Consider the following 18,098-nt stretch of genomic DNA (forward strand, 5'->3'; position numbering starts at 1 on the left):
ATTCTTTTCTACCATCAAACTGCACCCTCTAGATAACTGCTTAATAACCTCACATTATTGTCAATAAGCACCAACTTTTTTCAGAGAGTCTATCATCTGTAACCCTTTGCCTGTCTTGGTTTCACTTTGCTTGTCGCCCCCTGAAGGTTGCACCTTTCTTTTTAGATTTACCATCAGGTGCAATCCAAGACAAATAAGAACCATCAGCCAAAGTCTTAACTACCTCAAATTTCACATTCGCTGGCACACGACCAAGGATATGACACTTTTGTTGGATTGCGGCATGAACCATTTTAAAAGAATGCAATCCCCTATCCCACATTAACAACATTCCTTCCCCAACACTGCGATAACCAAATACTTTAGCATTGGCTGGAGTATCAGGAACATCAAAAACTGTTCCGTCTATAGCCATCAATCTTAAGTTTCCCAAAAAAGCACCTGGTGTTTGTATTGTAGCTAGGGGTTTTGCTACCATTTCAAACAAACGAGTCATCACAGCAGGACCGATTCTTTGACGTGCTTCGCTGATGGATGAGGAAGTTGGTGCAGTAAAACGTAGACGATGGGGTATTTGTCAACTACTCAAACCTTGAATCAAATTTTTGAAGACATCAACTATGGAGTCAGTTGACCAAAAACTCATGGCAATGACTAAAGCTACAACTACGTGAGTGGGTAGTATTCGTTCTCTTCGCTCTTGAGACGAAGTATTGATGATTGCCCTATGTATAGTTTGAGCGGGAATGACTTGTTCTAACGCCACAAGCAATTGCGCTTTGGCCACTGATGCTGTAATGACTTCAAAGTTGATTAGTGACATTTGCACCCCTGTTGAGTTTCATTTTAGTTGTAAAATAGTATAAAATGAATAGGCATTTGTTCTCTTAATTATTCCGCGAACAAATTATTTTTTCTCATTCCCTCCGTAAGTCAATGCCTGCAAAAGACTCAGATATTATTTCTAGAGCCGAATTAATACAACAAGCTATTGCGACTTTACAACTATCTATTCAACAAATTCAGGCTTCTGGGGAGGTAGCGCCTCCTGGGTGTTGTGTTTTGCGTTACCAAGCACGGGGTAAACAGGGTACTTACTGGTATTACAAGTTGCAGGCTAATCAACCTATCTTTCCTACTCAACAACCTGATAAACTCAGCAAATATAAGCATTTAGGCAAAGCTGGCAGCCCAAATCATATTCATGCTGTCCTCTCGGTTGCCAGACGAAACCAAATTGACCACTTGCAGTCTTGTATTGATTCTCTTAGGCAAAATTGGGTTGAATTATACGATAGCCTCAAAGAGAAAAAGTAAATTTTCTAGTTCTCGTAATCATAACGCGAACACATTTCCCTTGATCTTACTCCCTCTTTTTCCTTAACCGAGCAGTATTGGAACAACAATTACAAGAATGTGATGAAGATTTAATCAAACTACAACAGGCTTTACAATTAACACCTTTATCGTCAAAGACATACACTCACGACAAAACTCAACCTAAAAAAACTAAAAAGCCTATTGCACAAACTTCGCCCCGTCGTTATCCCTTAAAAAAGGAGGATGAAGCCACAGACTCCTTTCATTCCTTGTGAGCAATGGGATTTAAAGATTCCTAATTTACCACCTCGAAGCCGACTTTATTCTTTGCAACCCATTGGGTTGGGAACTCCTTATACTGAAAGTTTGAGTAGCTATTTGCAAAGGTTAGCACAACATCATCATCTTCGACCTTGGCAACTTTACACTCATTGTTTAACGAGGTTAAGTTTTGCCCCATACATCACATTAGGTTAGAGAATTTTTGTCCTTATTGTTGTCAAAAAATGTTGAATTTTTGTCAGCCTGGTTATTGTTCCCATTGTGGACAATGGTTAGGACGAAAACATCCCCCTCTTAATTTGGCTGATTCTTTTTCTTCATTAGAACAATTAAATATATACCAACAAAAAGTTCATTGTTTACAGGACTTGATTCAGATTACACCTTTTTTATCACGACCACCTCGAATGAAGGATGTCTATATCTATCTTCATGACTATTATTCTCATCTTAACGAGCAAGAGTCAAAGGTTTTTGACGATTCTTTCTGGTTAAGGCTGGAATTGATTCGCTCACCTCAAAAATGCACAGATTTATCCTGTTTTAGCACTTCTTTGGATTTTTTCTATGCTATTTTTCGTTACTTAAATATTTCTCCTCGTCAACTTTTCCTTTAGTTTGCCTTTATGTTATTTAGCGTTTTTTGTGGAAGGTAAAGTTGGACATGGGTTTTTGGAAGGTAAAGTTGGACAACCTGTGCAAAATCTTCTTCAAGTCACAGACTTGCTTAAATTTTGACTGCCAAAAACTTTTCAAACACCCTCTAAGGGCGGGAATAGAGCATAAAAAATCTTCCATGCCCCATGCCACATGCCTAAATATACGGTGAAACATCCTCCTGACATTCGTCTGCAAGGTAGGAAAGAGCGCGGAAGCGTAAACCTACTAATTGCTCATACAATGGGTTGATTTTGCACATTGGCGGAATATGCACTATTTTCTTACCAAATAGGGTGACATCTCTAATGAAGTCCAGTTAAGACAAGGGGCTAATTCATCTTTGGTAATGCTGTTAATTAACTCCTGTTCTTGGGCATCAAAATTACCATCAGCCCAAGCAATAGTTAGTAGTCCACGTAACCAAACCGTAATTTGTTCGCTACTGTAGGGGGTTTTAACCGCACTTGTCATAAAAACTCACGCCTCAAGATATTCAAGACATTCAAGATATTATCAATCATTCATTTCTAAACTACCCCAATCGTCTGTTTTGCGCTAAAATCCCTTTTACAAAGATTGTTGATAATTTTTTCTATTTACTACCTTAAAGGAGGCAGAAGGGAAATATTTTTCCCCAGTCACCAGTAACTAGTAACCAGTAACCAGTAACCAGTCACCAATCAACAATCACCTATCACCTATCACCTATCACCTATCACCTATGTTTTTTTTCGGAATTGAACATGAAGTTGCTTTTCTTAACCATGAAGGAAAGTTTGCTGATTTCTCTTGTACAAAATTTGCTGATTTTCAGCGAATTGTTGACAAATTACCTCTTTACCCCAATGACTACCCACAATTAAGGGTTGGTGATGCTGGTATTAAAAAGAAGCGATGGTATATTGAGGGTTTTGAAAGATTTGCTGATTCAGAAGAAGTAATTGATTGTTTAGCTAAGGGCATCGAAATTAGAACTACTATAAATTCTACTATTCAAGGTGCAATTGATGAATTAACAGCCAGTTTTTCTTTACTGCGTGAGGTAGCTGCTAGTTTTGGTTTTGAGCCTGTTTTAGTCAGTTTTAATCCCTATACTTGTGTTTTTGAACCCCAACCACCATTAAATGATTTTGAACTTAGGCAATTACAAGCTTATCCAGATGAACAAACTGCCCATATTTACATGGTTTCCTATGGTCCAGATTTAAATATTTCCATCGCAAATTTACCTATGGAAGATGTAATTGATATTGGCAAGAAACTGACTTATTACAGTCCTTTTATTGTTCCTTTTAGTTACAGTTCTCCATTTTATAATGGCAGTTTATGGCAAGGTTTATCAGTGAGGACATTTATCAGAACTGGAAAAAGATCAGCAACATTAGTGTTTGTGGAAAAGCAGGAACATCTAATTAAAAGTGTACCTCCATTAACCAAAATTGCCCGCATTCCCGCAGAAGTAGGAAGAATCGAATTTAAAGCCTGTGATAGCTGTGATGATTTTTCTATTTATGCAGGGTTATTGGCATTATTAAAAGGGTTATCCTTAGATACAACCTTAGAAGGTAGAGCTATTGTACCTGATACAACTTTACACCAAATTTCAGCCCAAGCAGGATTTGATCATAATGATATTTTTCTGAATGCAACCAAAGTTTTACAAGCTGCTGAAATTGCCCTAGAAAATGATCCAGATATTATATTTTTAGCCCCATTAAAAGATATTTTGGCAAATCGCAAAACCAAATCTCATCAACTAATTGAAATGTTTGAAAATCTAGGTTCAATTGAAGAAACAATCAAGAGAACTTATCAATTGATAATTGATAATTGACAACTGATAATTGTTTCATTCAAGGCTTCCGCCGTGAGCGTCAGTGGTCACTGAGGTTGCGGTCACTGAGCTTGCCGAAGTGCCGAACGGTTTAAAACCTCCCCTTTCAAGGGGAAAAAAACCAAAAAAAAATTCGCTTTTTCAATCCTCTTCCTTTCAGGGAGAGGTCATTGTCAATTGTCCATTATTGAAGTTTGAGGTAATTGGTAATTGGTAATTGGGTACAAACAACTATCAATTATCAATTATCAATTATCAATTATCAATTATCACCTGTCACCTGTCACCTGCTGACTTGGTGGAATCTTCTGCATAGGAATAAGCACTTCCATCACAGATTTAACAATAGGTGCTGTTACAGTTCCACCATAGGCGTTTTCGCCCTTTGGCTCATCTACAATTGCCAAAACTACATAACGGGGGGCTTCTGCTGGGACAATACCCACAAAGCTAGTAATTCTTGCACCGGGAATATATCCACCTCGAGGAGAGGCTTTTTGGGCTGTACCGGTTTTACCTGCAATACCGTATCCTTTGATTTGAGAGGCTTTACCACTGCCCTGAGAAACCACCGTTTCCATCATGTCTACTACCTTTTGGGTAGTTGTAGGTGAGAAAATCTGGCGTGGTGCTGGTAGGGTAGGTGAGTAGTGAATTTTACCTTGACTATCAATCAAGCCTTGAACTACATGGGGTGTTATCAATTTACCACCATTAGCCAAAGCGCCGTGCATTTGCACCAGTTGTAAAGGTGTCAGAGAAAAACCTTGCCCAAAAGAAGTAGTTGCTGGTTCTAGATTAGAGGATAGGAATTTTTCTTGCCTTTTGAGACTGCCACTGACTGTAAAAGGCAAATCTGTATCCATTTTTTGTCCTAGTCCCAGTTTTTCCAACCAGTTATAGTATAAAGTGGGCTTCAGACGTTGGATAATTTGTACCATACCAACGTTGCTAGAAGTTTGTAAAATTTCGGCAATATTAATTCGTCTAAAACTGTTAATTTCTGCGTTTTTGATAATGCGGTCAGCAACTTTAATAGTACCAGGGTCATTAAATACATCATCTGGTTTGATGACACCATTTTCCAGAGCGATCGCCACAATTAAAGGCTTAAAAGTAGAACCTGGTTCATAAAGATCCGCGACAGGCCAATTTCTAAACAGTGAAATATCTGCTTTGGAATATTGATTTGCATTATAGGTAGGATGAGAAACCAAGGCCAATAATGAACCATCGGTGGCATCCATCACAATTACAGCACCGCGTTTAGCCTGAAACTTGTCAATCTGTTCTTTGAGTGCCGTCCGGGCAGCCCGTTGCAACCGATTATCAATAGTGAGTTGGAGTTTTAAATCATCAGAATGCAAAAATCCTTCTGGTGCATGATCTGGCATAATTGCCCCATTACCAGCCCGACTGAGACGCACCGTTTGTCTAGAGCGTTCCAATAGTGTTTCCTGACTATATTCAACTCCTGCCTGACCGCGACGATCCAGGTTAACATAACCCACCACATTAGCAACCAAATCATCTTGTGGGTAGAAACGGGAATATTTTTGAATAAACTCCAAACCATTCAAGCGGAATGAAATCAAGCGATCAGCAATATTTTCGCCAATACCATTAGCAATCAGAATACCGCTGCTTCTACTTTCAAATGTTGTTACTAACTGACGAGCATCTTTGTTGAGAATGGGTGCAATTTTTTCTGCTATTTCCTTCTTAGACTTATCAAATAGTTTGGGATGGGCGTACAGAGTATACACTGGACGGTCAATGGCCAAAATATTGTTATTGCGATCAACCACGGGGCGACGGGGCATAAAAGGATGTAAATTCACCATTTGCTGGTTTCTTGCCCTTTGAGTAAGTTTTGCACCATCAATAATTTGCAGTCGATACAAATTGAAAGCCAACCCCAACCCAGCAGCAACCAAGATACCCCAAACTATCAACAGTCGAGACTTGGGATTTGCCAGTTGAGCTTGAGTTTTAGGAGAACCATTCCCTGGAACAGCTTGTTTGTAGAACTTGCGCCGCCTGGTGAACTGTAAATTCTGCAAATTTCTCAACTTTGTTCGGCTTGGTGACTTCTGCATTGGGTTTTTTTGTGTCAGTTGTCAGTTTTTAGGGAACAGGGAACAGGTAACAGGTAACAGGTAACAGAGGTAATCAATTACCAATCACCAATCTCTTTAAATTTTAATATCCTAATGGAGAGGAAGTTTGGGTCTGTGCTTCTGAATTGGTAGTTGCAGTTGAAGATGCTGACTTTGGACTAGGGGATGTTGGTGGCAAAAAAATTGTTTCCCCTGGAGTTGGTAATCTTAGTCCTGCTTCTGCTTTTTCTCCCTCTTCAGCCATCTTTTTGATCAGTGCTGCATTGGTTGTGTTCAACTGCCGCTCATGACGTTGTAGGCTTTGCAGAGTGCGGTAATATTGACTCCAAAGCTCTTGAGAATAGACAGTCCAACCATAAACCACCAGTGTTGCAGCCACAAACACAAATGTCGCAGCTGAGGAATAACGATAGACAGCGTGCAAGCGTAGCAACCATATCGGTGTGGATGCAGCAGTAGACATCTCATGTAAGTGTTCATCCTTGGACTGCCCATTCACATTTGTGGTATTTGTGACTGTTTTTTGCCTAGAATTTTTCTCCAATGTTGATACTACTGCCTCATTGACTAGAGGAGTTGATATTTTTCTAGGGGAATTACGTTTTCTTTTAGGGCGCACTACTGTGGATGCACTGGTCGATTTAGAATTTGTTTGCATATTTTCTGACAGGTTACTAGAGCGTCCCTGACCCAAAGGTGGGGTCAAATTTCGCCTGAACCAAGAACTTTTTGTAGAAACAGCTGATTTGCGGACAGCAGTCATGATTGTTGTAAATGATAGATTTTGTACTTAAAGTCAATACATTTAAAATTATGACAATGTAGAGCAGTCAGAAGCAATATTTACAGCATAATTCAGGAGGCAGAAGGTAGCAAGGCAGGAGTTTTTTATTTTGGATGCGAGGATTTTCGATTATTTTTGTCAAATCCAATCTAAAATCTAAAATCTAAAATCTAAAAATTTTTTCCCAGTCCCCAGTCAAGGGTCCTCACAAAGGTCCTGGATCCCCTAAATACCTAATATTGGTTTACCCTAAAGTCCCTATCTACCTACCTGCTCATAACGTTTAGAGATTGCCCAAAAGTTGGGTGGAAATTTCTACTCTCAAAACATTTAACAAAAATCAACAAATAAGCTATCGTATTCAACAGGAGTAATCTTGAGTATTGCCTTTATTGGTGAAAGAGGAGTTATGAAAACAAAAATCTTTGGTTTGGCTCTCATGTTAAGTCTGGCTACTATGCTTGGAGCTTGTGAAAGTAATAGTGGACCTGCTGGTACTACCACTACTCCCGCTGCTACACCAGCTGCTGGTGAACCTGCTGATACTGGTACAACCCCCGCTTCTGCTACTACAGCACCAGGAGCTACACCTGCTGCTACTACAACACCAGCAGCTACCCCCGCTACTACTCCTAACTAGGACTTGATACGATAATTTATTTAGGATAGCGATCCTCAGTACATCGCTATCACATAAATAATTTGATCAGGCATCCAGAATGGTAAACAGCATACAATAACCTTCTGGGCAGGACAATTAAACCCAAAGCGGAGCGACTCGACTGTGATAAAATCGAATCGATCCGCTTATGGTTATCAATTAATAATTGACAATTGATAATTGACAATTGATAGTTGTTTCAGTAATTGTTCATTGTCCATTATTAAAAAAATTGTCTAAAAAAATTGTCTTTACTCGGAAAGTAGCTTTATGTTGCTACTGCAATTCAGTACATCTCACTATTGTCGTAAAGCTCGACTGGTTTTAGGTTACAAGGGTATTAATTATCAGGTAGAAAATCTCACTCCTGGTTTGCACATCCTCAAGGTGAAGCCGTTAACAGGTTTAACTACTCTGCCTGTTTTATTACCGCAAATCGAGGGACAACCCCCAGCTATTGGCGACTCGACACAGATTGTCAAATTTTTAGAATCTTATCAACCAGAACCTTCATTATTTTTCAGGAACCCGGAACAACAAACAGAAGCTTTGATGCTAGAAGACTGGTTAGATGAAAGCATTGGTACTGCTACAAGGTTTGTATATTATCATTTTCGGGCTGGTGAAGGTAAACAAATTGATCCATCATTATCCAGTCAAATAGTGATTGGAGTAGTGAGGAAACAATATGATATTAACAATGCCAGTGTAAAATTAGCTACTAAAAGGCTGACAATTGCCCTAGAAGAATTATCTCATCGTTGGCAAAGAAGCGAATATTTAGTAGGCGATCATTTGAGTGTAGCTGATATTGCCGCAGCAGCTTTATTGAGTCCTTTAGCACTTATTCCTCAATACCGTCAAGGATATCCTTGGTTGTTTGAACGCATTGTCAAAATTCATCAATTGTGTGGTGAAGCACTACCACCAGGACTTTAAAAAGTCAAAAGTCAAAAGTCAAAAATAAGATGTATGAAATTTTGGTTTTTGGGTATAAGTACCGCTATGTTAGTGGTGGTTAGTAGCTATTGGGGAAATGGGGTAATGGCATTACCACCTGTGGAGGATATACCAGAAGAGATATTGCGGACAGAGATGATTACGATTGGGCGATCGCCTATTGATGGTAAACTCTTAACTGCTGCTGAATATGCCCAACTACAAGCGCAACTACAAACCAGCCCCCCACCAAAACTTAATGCTCAAATCCGAAAACAAATATTCCTGTTAAGGATACGTCAGGCATTATTACAGCTTTTCCCGTTTTTAGATATTTAGGGGTTGCTGAATAAACCAAAAAGCCTCTTCAATAATTGACAATTGACAATTGACAATTGACAATTAACAATTGACAATTTCCTCTCCCTTCAAGGGAGAGGATTGAAAAAGCGGATTTTTTTTGGTTTTTCCCCTGGAATGGGGAGGTTTTAAACCTTGAATGAAACAATTATCAATTGTCAATTATCAATTATCAATTGATGCGGAGGTTTTAAACCTTGAATGAAACAATTATCAATTGTCAATTGTCAATTATCAATTGAATTACTAACCCATACCGTTAGTAACCGGGTGGAAATAGAAAGCGAAACCTAAAACTGTATAAGCAGCTAAAAGTAAAGTTCCTTCTAACCAATTAGACTTACCATCAGAACTAATGCTATTAGCAATTAAAACCGATACCGCTACAGCTACCAATTCAAAAGGATTAAAATCTAAATCCATTGGTTGACCCATAAACCAACCTGCAATAACCAAAACAGGGGCAACAAATAAGGCTATTTGCATACTTGAACCCACTGCAACAGATAAAGAAAGATCCATTTTATCTTTCATGGCCACAGTTACAGCCGTAGCGTGTTCAGCAGCGTTACCAACAATGGGAACTAAAATTACCCCTGTAAACAAAGCTGTTAAACCTAGTTTAGAAGTAGCTACTTCCAAAGAATCTACCAATAATTCTGACTCTAAAGCTACCAGCAAAGTGCAAACTAACAGTACACCACTCCACAACCAAAGATTGGGTTTTTCATGGGGAGTTTCTTCAGCTTCTTCTATCTCTGCTACACCTACATCATATAAATAGGCATGGGTTTTCATAGAAAATAGCAGTGTCAAGCCATAAACTAAAATTAAGACTACAGCCACAGCTAGAGACAGATTTTGTACTACTTTTTCACTAATGCCAATGGATGTATAGTTCATAGCTGTGGGTAGCAAAATGGCTATGACTGCCAAATTCATGGACGAAGCATTTACCCTTGCTACCACCGATTCAAAAGTTTGTTCCTTGTAACGTAGTCCGCCTAATAACATAGAAAGACCCATAACTAGCAGTAAGTTACCGATAATTGAACCTGTGATACTGGCTTTAACGACTTCTATCAGTCCAGCATTGAGGGCAACCAAGGCTATGATCAATTCTGTAGCATTACCAAAGGTGGCGTTTAATAACCCTCCCAGCACCGGACCGACAACTACAGCAATTTCTTCGGTAGCTGCACCCATCCAAGCTGCGAGGGGCAAAATAGCTAATCCTGCGGTGATGAATACTACCAAGTCTCCCCACTCTAAAAAGTGCGCTGCTAGGGAAATGGGGATAAAAACTAATAGGCCAAGAAAAATGATGTTTTTAGTTGACATTATTATGATCTCGAATTTTGGATAGGTATAACCAAGATATAGGATACTGTCAAGCTTTCGGAAATTCTACTGTTTCAATGATTTCCGCAGATATATAAAATAAGATGACGATTTAATTCAATATTGCAATATTTTGTTGCAAAAGTATGACTTTCAACTTGGGTTTTATCACAAAAATGGGTTTTAATAGATTACAATACCGTTAATTGTCTTGGCTGATTAGTGTTGCCAGTGATAGAATCCCCAATATGAAATTTTATGCCATCTTTGATCATTTTTCACATACGAGGGAACAGTTGCGCGAGAATGCAGATTTCCTGACATATTAAGACAATTTTTGCCAAAATTCTGATTCGGCTTGATTTTCAAGCTGTTGTTTAAAGCGGATTTGACAATAAAACAACTGTAAAAAGGTACATATAACATACACTTTCACCACAATTGCAATTTGACAACTGTAATTTTACTTGGGATAAAAATATGATGACATCTGCTGCTGAATTACCAGTAAACTCAGGCTCCACATTCACATTAAATCAATTAGAACCAGATTCTCAACACCTGAATGAAAATGATCCCCTGAAAAAACCCCGTGGTGTATACGTGACAGTGCATGGACATTTTTATCAACCACCCAGAGAAAATCCTTATTTAGATGCCATTGAACGTCAACCCAGTGCTGCACCTTTTCATGATTGGAATGAGCGCATTCATTGGGAATGTTATCGCCCTAATGCCTTTGCCAGAGTGCTAAATGACAAAGGTGAATTATTGGGGATCGTCAATAATTATGAGTACATGAGCTTTAATATAGGACCTACTTTGATGTCGTGGTTGGAACGCTACGACATGGAAGTTTACCAGCGAATTTTAGAGGCTGATGTTAAGAGTAGTCAAAGGTTAAATGGTCATGGCAATGCGATCGCCCAAGTCTATAATCACATTATCATGCCTTTAGCTAATGAACGAGATAAATATACCCAAATTCGCTGGGGTAAAGCAGATTTTAAATCTCGTTTTGGTCGTGATCCCGAAGGTATTTGGTTAGCAGAAACAGCCGTTGATTATGCAACTATAAAAGCTCTCATTTCTGAGGGTATTCGTTTTATTGTCCTCGCACCTTCTCAAGCTCAACGTTGTCGTCCGTTCCCCACAGAACATGATCCCCACCCTCAATGGCATGAAGTTGGTGGTAGTCAAATTGATCCTACTCGTCCCTATCGTTGTTATTTAAAACCAACTCTGCAAACCACATCTTCACCTTTGAGTGTGACTAAAACCACTCCTTTAGAAAGTAGAGAAAACACAGCAGGTTTACCTTATATTGATATCTTTTTCTACGATGGACCGATATCACGGGATATGGGTTTTAGTGATGTGGTTTATAGTTCTCACCACTTTGCAGGTAGAGTGGGTGCTGCAATACGGGGGGATCATCGTCCCGCACAGTTAATATCTGTAGCTACCGATGGGGAGACTTTCGGACATCACAAAAAGGGAACTGAGAAAACTTTAGCCTATGCTTTTATTGGTGAGTTTCCCCGTCATGGTTGGACTGTCACCAATTTTGCTCACTATTTAAGTTTAAATCATCCGAGTTGGGAAGTGGAGTTAAAACCTGTCACCGCTTGGAGTTGCGCTCATGGTGTGGATAGATGGCAAGATGATTGTGGTTGTGGAGGTGAAGGGGGTGTTTGGCATCAAAAATGGCGTAAGCCGTTACGCAGTGCGTTGAACTGGTTGCGGGATCAGTTAATTGAGGTGTATGAGGAATATGGGAGAAAGTTATTTCGTGATCCCTGGTTAGCAAGGGATGAATATATTGAAGTTTTACGCGATCGCTCTGCTGCTAATGTTGCCCGTTTTCTCTCCCTTCATCAAACCCATAAACTTACCGCCACAGAACAGGTAGACGCTTTGCGGTTGTTGGAAATGCAGCGTCATGCTTTATTTATGTTTACCAGTTGCGGCTGGTTTTTTGAAGAGTTATCCAGACCCGAAGGAACGCAAATTCTCCGTTATGCTGCTCGTGCTTTAGAATTAGCTGGAGATGTGGCAGGTGTGCAGTTAGAAAAAGGTTTCCTCCAACGTTTGGGTTTAGCTCCCAGCAATGTGGAACACTTTAAACATGGTGCTGAAGTTTATCGTCAATTGGTGTTAACCTCCCAAATCGGATTTAAACAAGTTGCTGCCCACTATGCGATTACTTCCCTATTCAATCATCACAATAATGCCATCTCCACACAAGATAGATCGGAAAATTTGGAAACTTACCAAAAGCGCGTTTATTGCTACACAGCCAATGAGTTAGATTACCAAATGCAACGCATGGGCGCGTTAACTATGGCGGTGGGACATTTGAAGTTGGTGTCAGAAATTACTTGGGAAAGTGAAAATTTAGTGTTTGCGGTGCTGCATTTAGGCGGTTGGGATTTTCACTGCTGCATTCAACAGTTTACAGGCAGACGTGATTATAGTCACATCAAAGAAATGCTATTTACATCTTTGCAACAGGCAAGCGCGGCTCATGCTATTTTGGCAATGACAAAGATTTTTGGTGATGAAGCTTTTAGTTTGCAAAATCTGTTTGCAGAAGAACGCCATCGGATCATGAGGTTGTTGAGTCAGGAAACACTAAACAGATTAGACCAATTATATACCCAGACATACCGGGAAAATTACGGTGTGATTATGGCTTTTCATCGGGATGGGTTAACAGTTCCCCAAGAATTACAGGTAGCGGCGGAAATAGCTTTAGGTTATCGCTGTATGAATACCTTGCGTAGCCTAGAACAAGATATTACAGACACCCAGTTAAGTTGGAATCATATCTTAGAATTAGAGGCGATCGCCACTGAAGCTAAACATTTGCGTTGTCAGCTAAATATACCAGAAGGCAAACAGATATTAGAACAGTTAATTGTGCGCTTGCTGTGGCAATTGTTACACGATGCTAATGGTTCTTTTGGTACAGATATCCAACGCTTAGAAAAGCTGATTGATGTGGGATATCAGTTAAATGTGGGTATTTCCTTAGAAAAATCCCAAGAACTCTACTTTAGCTGTTTGCATAGTCAAATAATTCCCCAGTGTCTCACTAACTTGAACAACCCAGCCGAAGCTACTCATTGTCGTCAGTTGTTGAAACTAGGGCAAAAATTAGCCGTTGATGTCAGCATGATTGGTGACTAGTGACTGGTAACTGGTGACTGGTGATTGGTGATTGGGAAAATACAAATAATTTCTACCTGCTCCCTGCTCCCTGCTCCCTGCTCCCTGCTCCCTACCTTCCCCAATATCTAACGGCTATTACGCGCACCCGATTTAGAAGCAGATTCATTTTGCAACCGCAGCAAAGTATTATATATCTGACGTTTCAAATCGGTGTTGCTTTGAACTTCGACAGTAATTTGATTAAACCGTTCAATGGTTAAATTATTGGCTGACACTATATTTTGAGAATCGTTACAATAATTAACAGCTATCTCCCTGGCCTTGTTTGGTAGGGAATTCATGCTGTTAGGGTCATTACAGACAATTTTGGGAATTTCTTTTCCACCAATAAGTTTTTTAATTTCTTTAAACGCCATTTGGCGTTTTGGCTCCATTTCTAATACAGACTGGGCATAGTTAGTAACTTCTGCATTGTCAACTGGCGGAATTTGAGCATCTGCTTTCACAGTCAAACCCAAAGTAGCAATTAAACTCGCAGCGGTGAGAGTTGCAAATACCAAGGACTCAGAAAGTTTGTGCTTAATTGAAGTTCGCAAAAAGACAAAATAATTTTCCTGCATACGATAGATGACACAGAATAATAGTAGAGATATGATAGTAGGTTTGAATTATTTTAGGAATCAGAAGTTCCGGTAAAATCGAAATTTTGATCCAGGTGGGGACTGGTGACTGGGGACTGGGTAATCAATTTTATGTTTCTCAGTCAACTATCAACTATCAACTATCAACTATCACTTTTTCCCAATCAACAATCACCCATTACCCATTACCTTTTCTGATATACTTGACAAAGTTCAATGACTTTAGTTTGTAGGATTGATGTTTCCGACGCTCCTTGTTTAAGGCTAACTTCTAATTCCAGCAGTAGGGGTAAAGATGAAATTAGTTGTTGTACAGAAAGAGATTTGACTTCTTGCTGTAGGAAGTAGATACGTTTAGGGTTATTGATTTCCGCTGCTTGGGCGATCGCTTGGGGGTTGCGTTCTCCTGTTTCCATCATAATCTTTACCCATAGCCATGTGCGAAACTGCCCTATCAAAGTGGCAACAATTCTTAAACCCGGTTCAGCCGCATTTATTAGATCCCCGACAATACCCAAAGCTTTAGCTGTATCACCGGTTCTAATAGCCGCTGCTAATTGCAAGGTGTTTTGAGTAGTATTTCTGACTAACAGAGTTACAGTTTTCACATCTAATGGCTTATTACTACCTGCCATAAACAGGCGTAATTTCTCCATTTCTGTATAGAGAAGCCTGGTATCGTTGCCTATAGACTCCGCTAATATTTCCGCAGTTTGGGTAGTTAATTTTACACCGACATCTTGAGCAACTTCATTGACAGCTTGTACCAACAATTCAGTTTTCCAGGGGGGAATAAGTGAAAACTCGCGGATTTCGGCAAATTGTTTGATAAATTTTGTAGCTTTGAGACGTTCATCAGGTTTACTGCGGCTTGTTACCAATAAAAAGGAATTTTCAGGAATTGCGGGTAAAGTCCGTTGTAATTCTGATAACGCATTTTCTGGACACTGTTGGCATAAATTAGAATTGACTAACCAAACCAAACGCCCACCAGCACCGAAAGCGGGAGTCATAACTTGATTTAAAGCCTGAATTATTGCATCAGGTTGATCTGGGGGGAAAGCGGTATAGTTAAAACTGATCCATAGAGGATCAAGAATGCGATCGCGTAAAGCTGCAACCGCCTTTTCCGTTGCAAAATCATCTTCACCCCAGTAAACGTAGATTGGCATAAGAATTAGGTGACAGGTGACAGGTGACAGTAGAGATGGGAAGCAGGGGAAGCAGGGGGAGAATATTAACTTTTGCCTCTTGCCTCCTAATAAAATAACTTGGTCAAATTATGTAAATTTTCCTACAATCTATCAAGAGAGCGCGAGGCTAAGAAGATTGGACGACAACTACCAAACCTATTTAAATCGGGTAGCACGCATGACGCTACCAGAATCTTACAAAACCCAAGTTCAGCATATCCAGGAATCTTATAAATTTAAACCTGTTGATGGAGTCAGAAAACCAGCACCATTTCCTGGTTATACACTGATTACCCCACCAGCAGCAGAAGATACCAATAACGCTGATTTTTACAGCCAAATTGAGACTTTTCAGCGATCGCTGTTAAATTTACCAATCAACTCCGATTTGATTGTACCTCTACCTCCTGCCAGTTTTCATTTCACCTTGGCAGATTTAATTTGGGATCATGCGTACATTCATGCTACTGAGAAAAATCCCCAATTTGAAGAGGAGTTTAACTCTTGTTTAGGGAATTTGTTTGATCAGTATAACGAATTAAGAGGTGAAACAAGTCATCCTATTTCTTGGCAAATGTTAGGATTAATAGTTATGCCAAGAGCTTTAGCAGTGTGTTTAATACCCAAAGATGAAAGGAGCTATGAGGAGATTATTCAACTCCGCCGACTAATTTATCAAAATCGCAAATTAATGGGTTTGGGTATTGAACAACATTATCACTTTACAGCCCATATTACATTAGGCTATTTTGGCGAAATTACTGCTGACCTAGATCGGGTAAAACTTAGTAATTTGTTGTCAGAGTTAAATCAACAATGGCTGTTAAATTTTCCAGAAATTGTAGTCCATCGGGCTGAATTACGGAAGTTTGATAATATGACAAATTATTATCGTCAACCTGACTTTACGAGTTTAGAGTTTTAATTGTTAGTTGTCAGGGAATAGGGACTGGGGACTGGGGAAGAAAATTTTAGATTTTAGATTTTAGATTTTAGATTGGAGCTAACAAAAACAATCCAAAATCCAAAATCCAAAATAAAAAAACTCCTGCCTCCTGCCTCCTGCCTAAAATTCAGGTTGTTGATAGGCTAAATAAACAGCTTCTAGAAACACATCAGCGGAAATTTCAACAGGTAAAATTGTTAAATTTATAATAGATTTTACCTGTTCGGATAATTTTAGTGATAAAGAAGACCGAGCTTTTTTAGACATTCCATTGCGGCGTTGTAAATACTCACGAATAATGGCAAAATCATCAGGCAATAATTGAGATAAATCAGAGATTTTTTGTAAACTGATATAAAATGACTTGGCCTCATCTGAAATAGTAAGATTGGCAGATTTATTAACTTGTTGGGTTTGAATTACTATAGTTCCTGCGACTAAATCACCAAGACGCTTTTCACTTTTACTAAACATAATTAAAAAAGCGCCAATAAACAAAGTTTCATCAATAGGACGCAGTAAAGCCCTAAGTGCAGCTTGTTGTAAACCCAAAGGTCTGCCATCATCTCGCACTACACGAATTTTGGCAATACGTTTACCAGGGGTTTGTCCTTGCCAGAGAGTTTCAAAAAAAACAAAATAACCTGTGTAAATAAAGAAAAGAATCAGGAAAGCGATCGCAGTCATCCATAAACCAAAACCAGAGCCAAAAATCTCTGAACCAATATCATATAATTGATTAGAAATAAATGCCCAGACTGCGATAAACAGAGCTAAACTTAAAGCCAAAATCTGATAGTCAATAATTAACGCCCAAGCTCGACTTCCTATACCAGCTAAGGTAAATTCTAACTCAACGCTTTCCGGGGTGCTGAATTTGATTCTGTTGAAAAGGTGCATGATTTGAAATTATTTTTCAATTTTGATTTAAATTTCTCGGTCACGTAACTCCAAACCTAAACCCTCACGCCGACTTCTTAGGTCATAGTAAATTACAGCTTTGACAGTTTGTAAAAAAGGTAAAATTGCAGCATTACTAGATATAATTATACCTAGAAATAAAACAATAAATATCAAAGAAAAAACCGGAGAACCATCAGCTAATAGGGTTGTGAAAATTAGCTGAATCACAGTTGTAATAATCTGTATTAAAATTTGCAGTGGCAATGTGATTAAAAGGGCTACAAAAGAAATTATAAATATTCTGCCCACATAGCCTTTAGTTAACTCCCAACTGCGTTGAATAGTAGAAGTAGCATCAACATTTTCTTCAATAGCTAGGGGTAGATCCACTACATAAAATCTAGTTCCCAACCAGACAGTCCCCACAATACCAACAACACTGACTAAAATCGCTATCAACACAAAAATCCCGATATTAGAAATATTGCCATTTTGTACTCCTAAAACCGCAGCCACAATACCCAGCAACAAACTCCCTACAATTAAAAAACCGATACCAATACCAACACCGATAAAAAACATTAAGATCAATGTCCCAAAAAACTTCCAAAGGCGGGAATTAACAAACCGCTCACCCGAATGAACACTTTCTGGTTGATTCACCAAATCACCAAAGGCCAAACGACCAATCAAAGCTGATAAAGCATAAAACTTTGCCCAGCCATAAACTGGTATAAGTACCCAAAGATAAGCCTTTAACGCCAACAAAAAATATTCTTTGAGGTGAGAACGATACAAACGTACACCGGCACTGACTACATTACCAATACTTAATGGTTCAGCATTACTGGTATAACCCAAGTTGTCAGACATAGTAGTAAATGTTCCTTAAAATTACAGTTGGCAATTTTGAGGCCATATTAAGCTAAATTAAACTCAG

The 18,098-nt window shown here is 39.1% G+C and carries 18 protein-coding genes and 1 pseudogene; 9 read left to right on the plus strand and 10 right to left on the minus strand.

Annotated features, from left to right (window positions below):
* Positions 1-121 precede the first annotated feature (121 nt).
* Positions 122-496, minus strand: coding sequence for a hypothetical protein (locus tag K2F26_RS24590; protein WP_246605521.1), 375 nt, complete (start codon positions 494-496; stop codon positions 122-124).
* A gap of 81 nt (positions 497-577) precedes the next feature.
* Entirely contained in the window at positions 578-823 is a 246-nt protein-coding gene (locus tag K2F26_RS24595; RefSeq protein WP_246605522.1) for a transposase domain-containing protein, read from the minus strand.
* Positions 824-936: 113 nt separating this feature from the next.
* Here K2F26_RS24595 and K2F26_RS04895 point away from each other — a divergent pair, with 113 nt between their 5' ends.
* The 3 genes from K2F26_RS04895 (at position 937) to K2F26_RS04905 (ending at position 1,797) form a co-directional block, all read left to right on the plus strand.
* Positions 937-1,317, plus strand: a complete 381-nt coding sequence (locus tag K2F26_RS04895) for a hypothetical protein (protein ID WP_220610572.1) — start codon at positions 937-939, stop codon at positions 1,315-1,317.
* A gap of 77 nt (positions 1,318-1,394) precedes the next feature.
* Positions 1,395-1,595 (plus strand): hypothetical protein, encoded by a 201-nt coding sequence (locus K2F26_RS04900; protein WP_220610573.1) that lies wholly within the window; start codon positions 1,395-1,397, stop codon positions 1,593-1,595.
* The gene (locus K2F26_RS04905) at positions 1,564-1,797 is read left to right on the plus strand and encodes a TniQ family protein (protein WP_220610574.1); all 234 of its coding nucleotides are present in this window, start codon (positions 1,564-1,566) and stop codon (positions 1,795-1,797) included. Before K2F26_RS04900 ends, K2F26_RS04905 begins: the two co-directional genes overlap by 32 nt.
* A 619-nt stretch (positions 1,798-2,416) precedes the next feature.
* On the opposite strand, the pseudogene K2F26_RS04910 reads toward K2F26_RS04905, so the two are convergent.
* Positions 2,417-2,733, minus strand: a pseudogene (locus tag K2F26_RS04910) (Mo-dependent nitrogenase C-terminal domain-containing protein).
* A 250-nt stretch (positions 2,734-2,983) separates the two neighbouring features.
* On the opposite strand from K2F26_RS04910, the gene K2F26_RS04915 reads away from it, so the two are divergent.
* A complete protein-coding gene (locus K2F26_RS04915) occupies positions 2,984-4,096 on the plus strand; it encodes a glutamate--cysteine ligase (RefSeq protein WP_220610575.1) in 1,113 nt (370 codons plus the stop codon).
* Positions 4,097-4,365: 269 nt separating this feature from the next.
* On the opposite strand, the gene K2F26_RS04920 is transcribed toward K2F26_RS04915, so the two are convergent.
* Both K2F26_RS04920 and K2F26_RS04925 read right to left on the minus strand, forming a co-directional pair.
* Positions 4,366-6,195, minus strand: coding sequence for a peptidoglycan D,D-transpeptidase FtsI family protein (locus K2F26_RS04920; protein WP_220610576.1), 1,830 nt, complete (start codon positions 6,193-6,195; stop codon positions 4,366-4,368).
* Between the two features lie 103 nt (positions 6,196-6,298).
* Positions 6,299-6,874 (minus strand): hypothetical protein, encoded by a 576-nt coding sequence (locus K2F26_RS04925; protein WP_246605523.1) that lies wholly within the window; start codon positions 6,872-6,874, stop codon positions 6,299-6,301.
* A 535-nt stretch (positions 6,875-7,409) separates the two neighbouring features.
* Between K2F26_RS04925 and K2F26_RS04930 the strand changes: the two genes are divergently transcribed.
* From K2F26_RS04930 to K2F26_RS04940, 3 genes are all read left to right on the plus strand, one after another.
* Entirely contained in the window at positions 7,410-7,640 is a 231-nt protein-coding gene (locus K2F26_RS04930) for a hypothetical protein (protein WP_220610578.1), read from the plus strand.
* Between the two features lie 291 nt (positions 7,641-7,931).
* A complete protein-coding gene (locus K2F26_RS04935) occupies positions 7,932-8,600 on the plus strand; it encodes a glutathione S-transferase family protein (protein WP_220610579.1) in 669 nt (222 codons plus the stop codon).
* Positions 8,601-8,633: 33 nt separating this feature from the next.
* On the plus strand, positions 8,634-8,939 hold the full coding sequence (locus tag K2F26_RS04940) for a hypothetical protein (protein WP_437441043.1): 306 nt from the start codon (positions 8,634-8,636) through the stop codon (positions 8,937-8,939).
* 267 nt (positions 8,940-9,206) lie between these two features.
* Here K2F26_RS04940 and cax read toward each other — a convergent pair whose 3' ends face one another.
* Positions 9,207-10,301 carry a calcium/proton exchanger gene (cax, locus tag K2F26_RS04945; RefSeq protein ID WP_220610580.1) on the minus strand — a complete coding sequence of 365 codons (1,095 nt, stop codon included), beginning with the start codon at positions 10,299-10,301 and terminating at the stop codon, positions 9,207-9,209.
* 483 nt (positions 10,302-10,784) lie between these two features.
* Here cax and K2F26_RS04950 point away from each other — a divergent pair, with 483 nt between their 5' ends.
* The gene (locus tag K2F26_RS04950) at positions 10,785-13,493 is read left to right on the plus strand and encodes a DUF3536 domain-containing protein (protein ID WP_220611781.1); all 2,709 of its coding nucleotides are present in this window, start codon (positions 10,785-10,787) and stop codon (positions 13,491-13,493) included.
* 107 nt (positions 13,494-13,600) lie between these two features.
* Here the strand turns inward: K2F26_RS04950 and K2F26_RS04955 are convergent, their stop codons facing one another.
* Positions 13,601-14,095, minus strand: a complete 495-nt coding sequence (locus K2F26_RS04955) for a DUF4168 domain-containing protein (RefSeq protein ID WP_220610581.1) — start codon at positions 14,093-14,095, stop codon at positions 13,601-13,603.
* Between the two features lie 206 nt (positions 14,096-14,301).
* Positions 14,302-15,288 carry a DNA polymerase III subunit delta gene (holA, locus tag K2F26_RS04960; protein ID WP_220610582.1) on the minus strand — a complete coding sequence of 329 codons (987 nt, stop codon included), beginning with the start codon at positions 15,286-15,288 and terminating at the stop codon, positions 14,302-14,304.
* A gap of 157 nt (positions 15,289-15,445) precedes the next feature.
* Here holA and K2F26_RS04965 point away from each other — a divergent pair, with 157 nt between their 5' ends.
* On the plus strand, positions 15,446-16,234 hold the full coding sequence (locus K2F26_RS04965) for a DUF1868 domain-containing protein (RefSeq protein ID WP_220610583.1): 789 nt from the start codon (positions 15,446-15,448) through the stop codon (positions 16,232-16,234).
* 141 nt (positions 16,235-16,375) lie between these two features.
* Here the strand turns inward: K2F26_RS04965 and K2F26_RS04970 are convergent, their stop codons facing one another.
* Both K2F26_RS04970 and K2F26_RS04975 read right to left on the minus strand, forming a co-directional pair.
* Positions 16,376-17,155: an RDD family protein gene (locus K2F26_RS04970; protein WP_220610584.1), complete on the minus strand. Its 780-nt coding sequence runs from the start codon at positions 17,153-17,155 to the stop codon at positions 16,376-16,378.
* A 27-nt stretch (positions 17,156-17,182) separates the two neighbouring features.
* Positions 17,183-18,031: a DUF975 domain-containing protein gene (locus tag K2F26_RS04975; RefSeq protein ID WP_220610585.1), complete on the minus strand. Its 849-nt coding sequence runs from the start codon at positions 18,029-18,031 to the stop codon at positions 17,183-17,185.
* Positions 18,032-18,098: the final 67 nt, after the last annotated feature.

The organism is Sphaerospermopsis torques-reginae ITEP-024 (genome assembly GCF_019598945.1).
GTDB lineage: Bacteria > Cyanobacteriota > Cyanobacteriia > Cyanobacteriales > Nostocaceae > Sphaerospermopsis.

Coding starts and splice junctions, on each gene's coding strand:
- K2F26_RS24590 (WP_246605521.1), bottom strand. CDS start 496: ATGACTCGTTTGTTTGAAATGGTAGCAAAACCCCTAGCTACAATACAA.
- K2F26_RS24595 (WP_246605522.1), bottom strand. CDS start 823: ATGTCACTAATCAACTTTGAAGTCATTACAGCATCAGTGGCCAAAGCG.
- K2F26_RS04895 (WP_220610572.1), top strand. CDS start 937: ATGCCTGCAAAAGACTCAGATATTATTTCTAGAGCCGAATTAATACAA.
- K2F26_RS04905 (WP_220610574.1), top strand. CDS start 1,564: ATGAAGCCACAGACTCCTTTCATTCCTTGTGAGCAATGGGATTTAAAG.
- K2F26_RS04915 (WP_220610575.1), top strand. CDS start 2,984: ATGTTTTTTTTCGGAATTGAACATGAAGTTGCTTTTCTTAACCATGAA.
- K2F26_RS04920 (WP_220610576.1), bottom strand. CDS start 6,195: ATGCAGAAGTCACCAAGCCGAACAAAGTTGAGAAATTTGCAGAATTTA.
- K2F26_RS04925 (WP_246605523.1), bottom strand. CDS start 6,874: ATGCAAACAAATTCTAAATCGACCAGTGCATCCACAGTAGTGCGCCCT.
- K2F26_RS04930 (WP_220610578.1), top strand. CDS start 7,410: ATGAAAACAAAAATCTTTGGTTTGGCTCTCATGTTAAGTCTGGCTACT.
- K2F26_RS04935 (WP_220610579.1), top strand. CDS start 7,932: ATGTTGCTACTGCAATTCAGTACATCTCACTATTGTCGTAAAGCTCGA.
- K2F26_RS04940 (WP_437441043.1), top strand. CDS start 8,634: ATGAAATTTTGGTTTTTGGGTATAAGTACCGCTATGTTAGTGGTGGTT.
- cax (WP_220610580.1), bottom strand. CDS start 10,301: ATGTCAACTAAAAACATCATTTTTCTTGGCCTATTAGTTTTTATCCCC.
- K2F26_RS04950 (WP_220611781.1), top strand. CDS start 10,785: ATGACATCTGCTGCTGAATTACCAGTAAACTCAGGCTCCACATTCACA.
- K2F26_RS04955 (WP_220610581.1), bottom strand. CDS start 14,095: ATGCAGGAAAATTATTTTGTCTTTTTGCGAACTTCAATTAAGCACAAA.
- holA (WP_220610582.1), bottom strand. CDS start 15,288: ATGCCAATCTACGTTTACTGGGGTGAAGATGATTTTGCAACGGAAAAG.
- K2F26_RS04970 (WP_220610584.1), bottom strand. CDS start 17,155: ATGCACCTTTTCAACAGAATCAAATTCAGCACCCCGGAAAGCGTTGAG.
- K2F26_RS04975 (WP_220610585.1), bottom strand. CDS start 18,031: ATGTCTGACAACTTGGGTTATACCAGTAATGCTGAACCATTAAGTATT.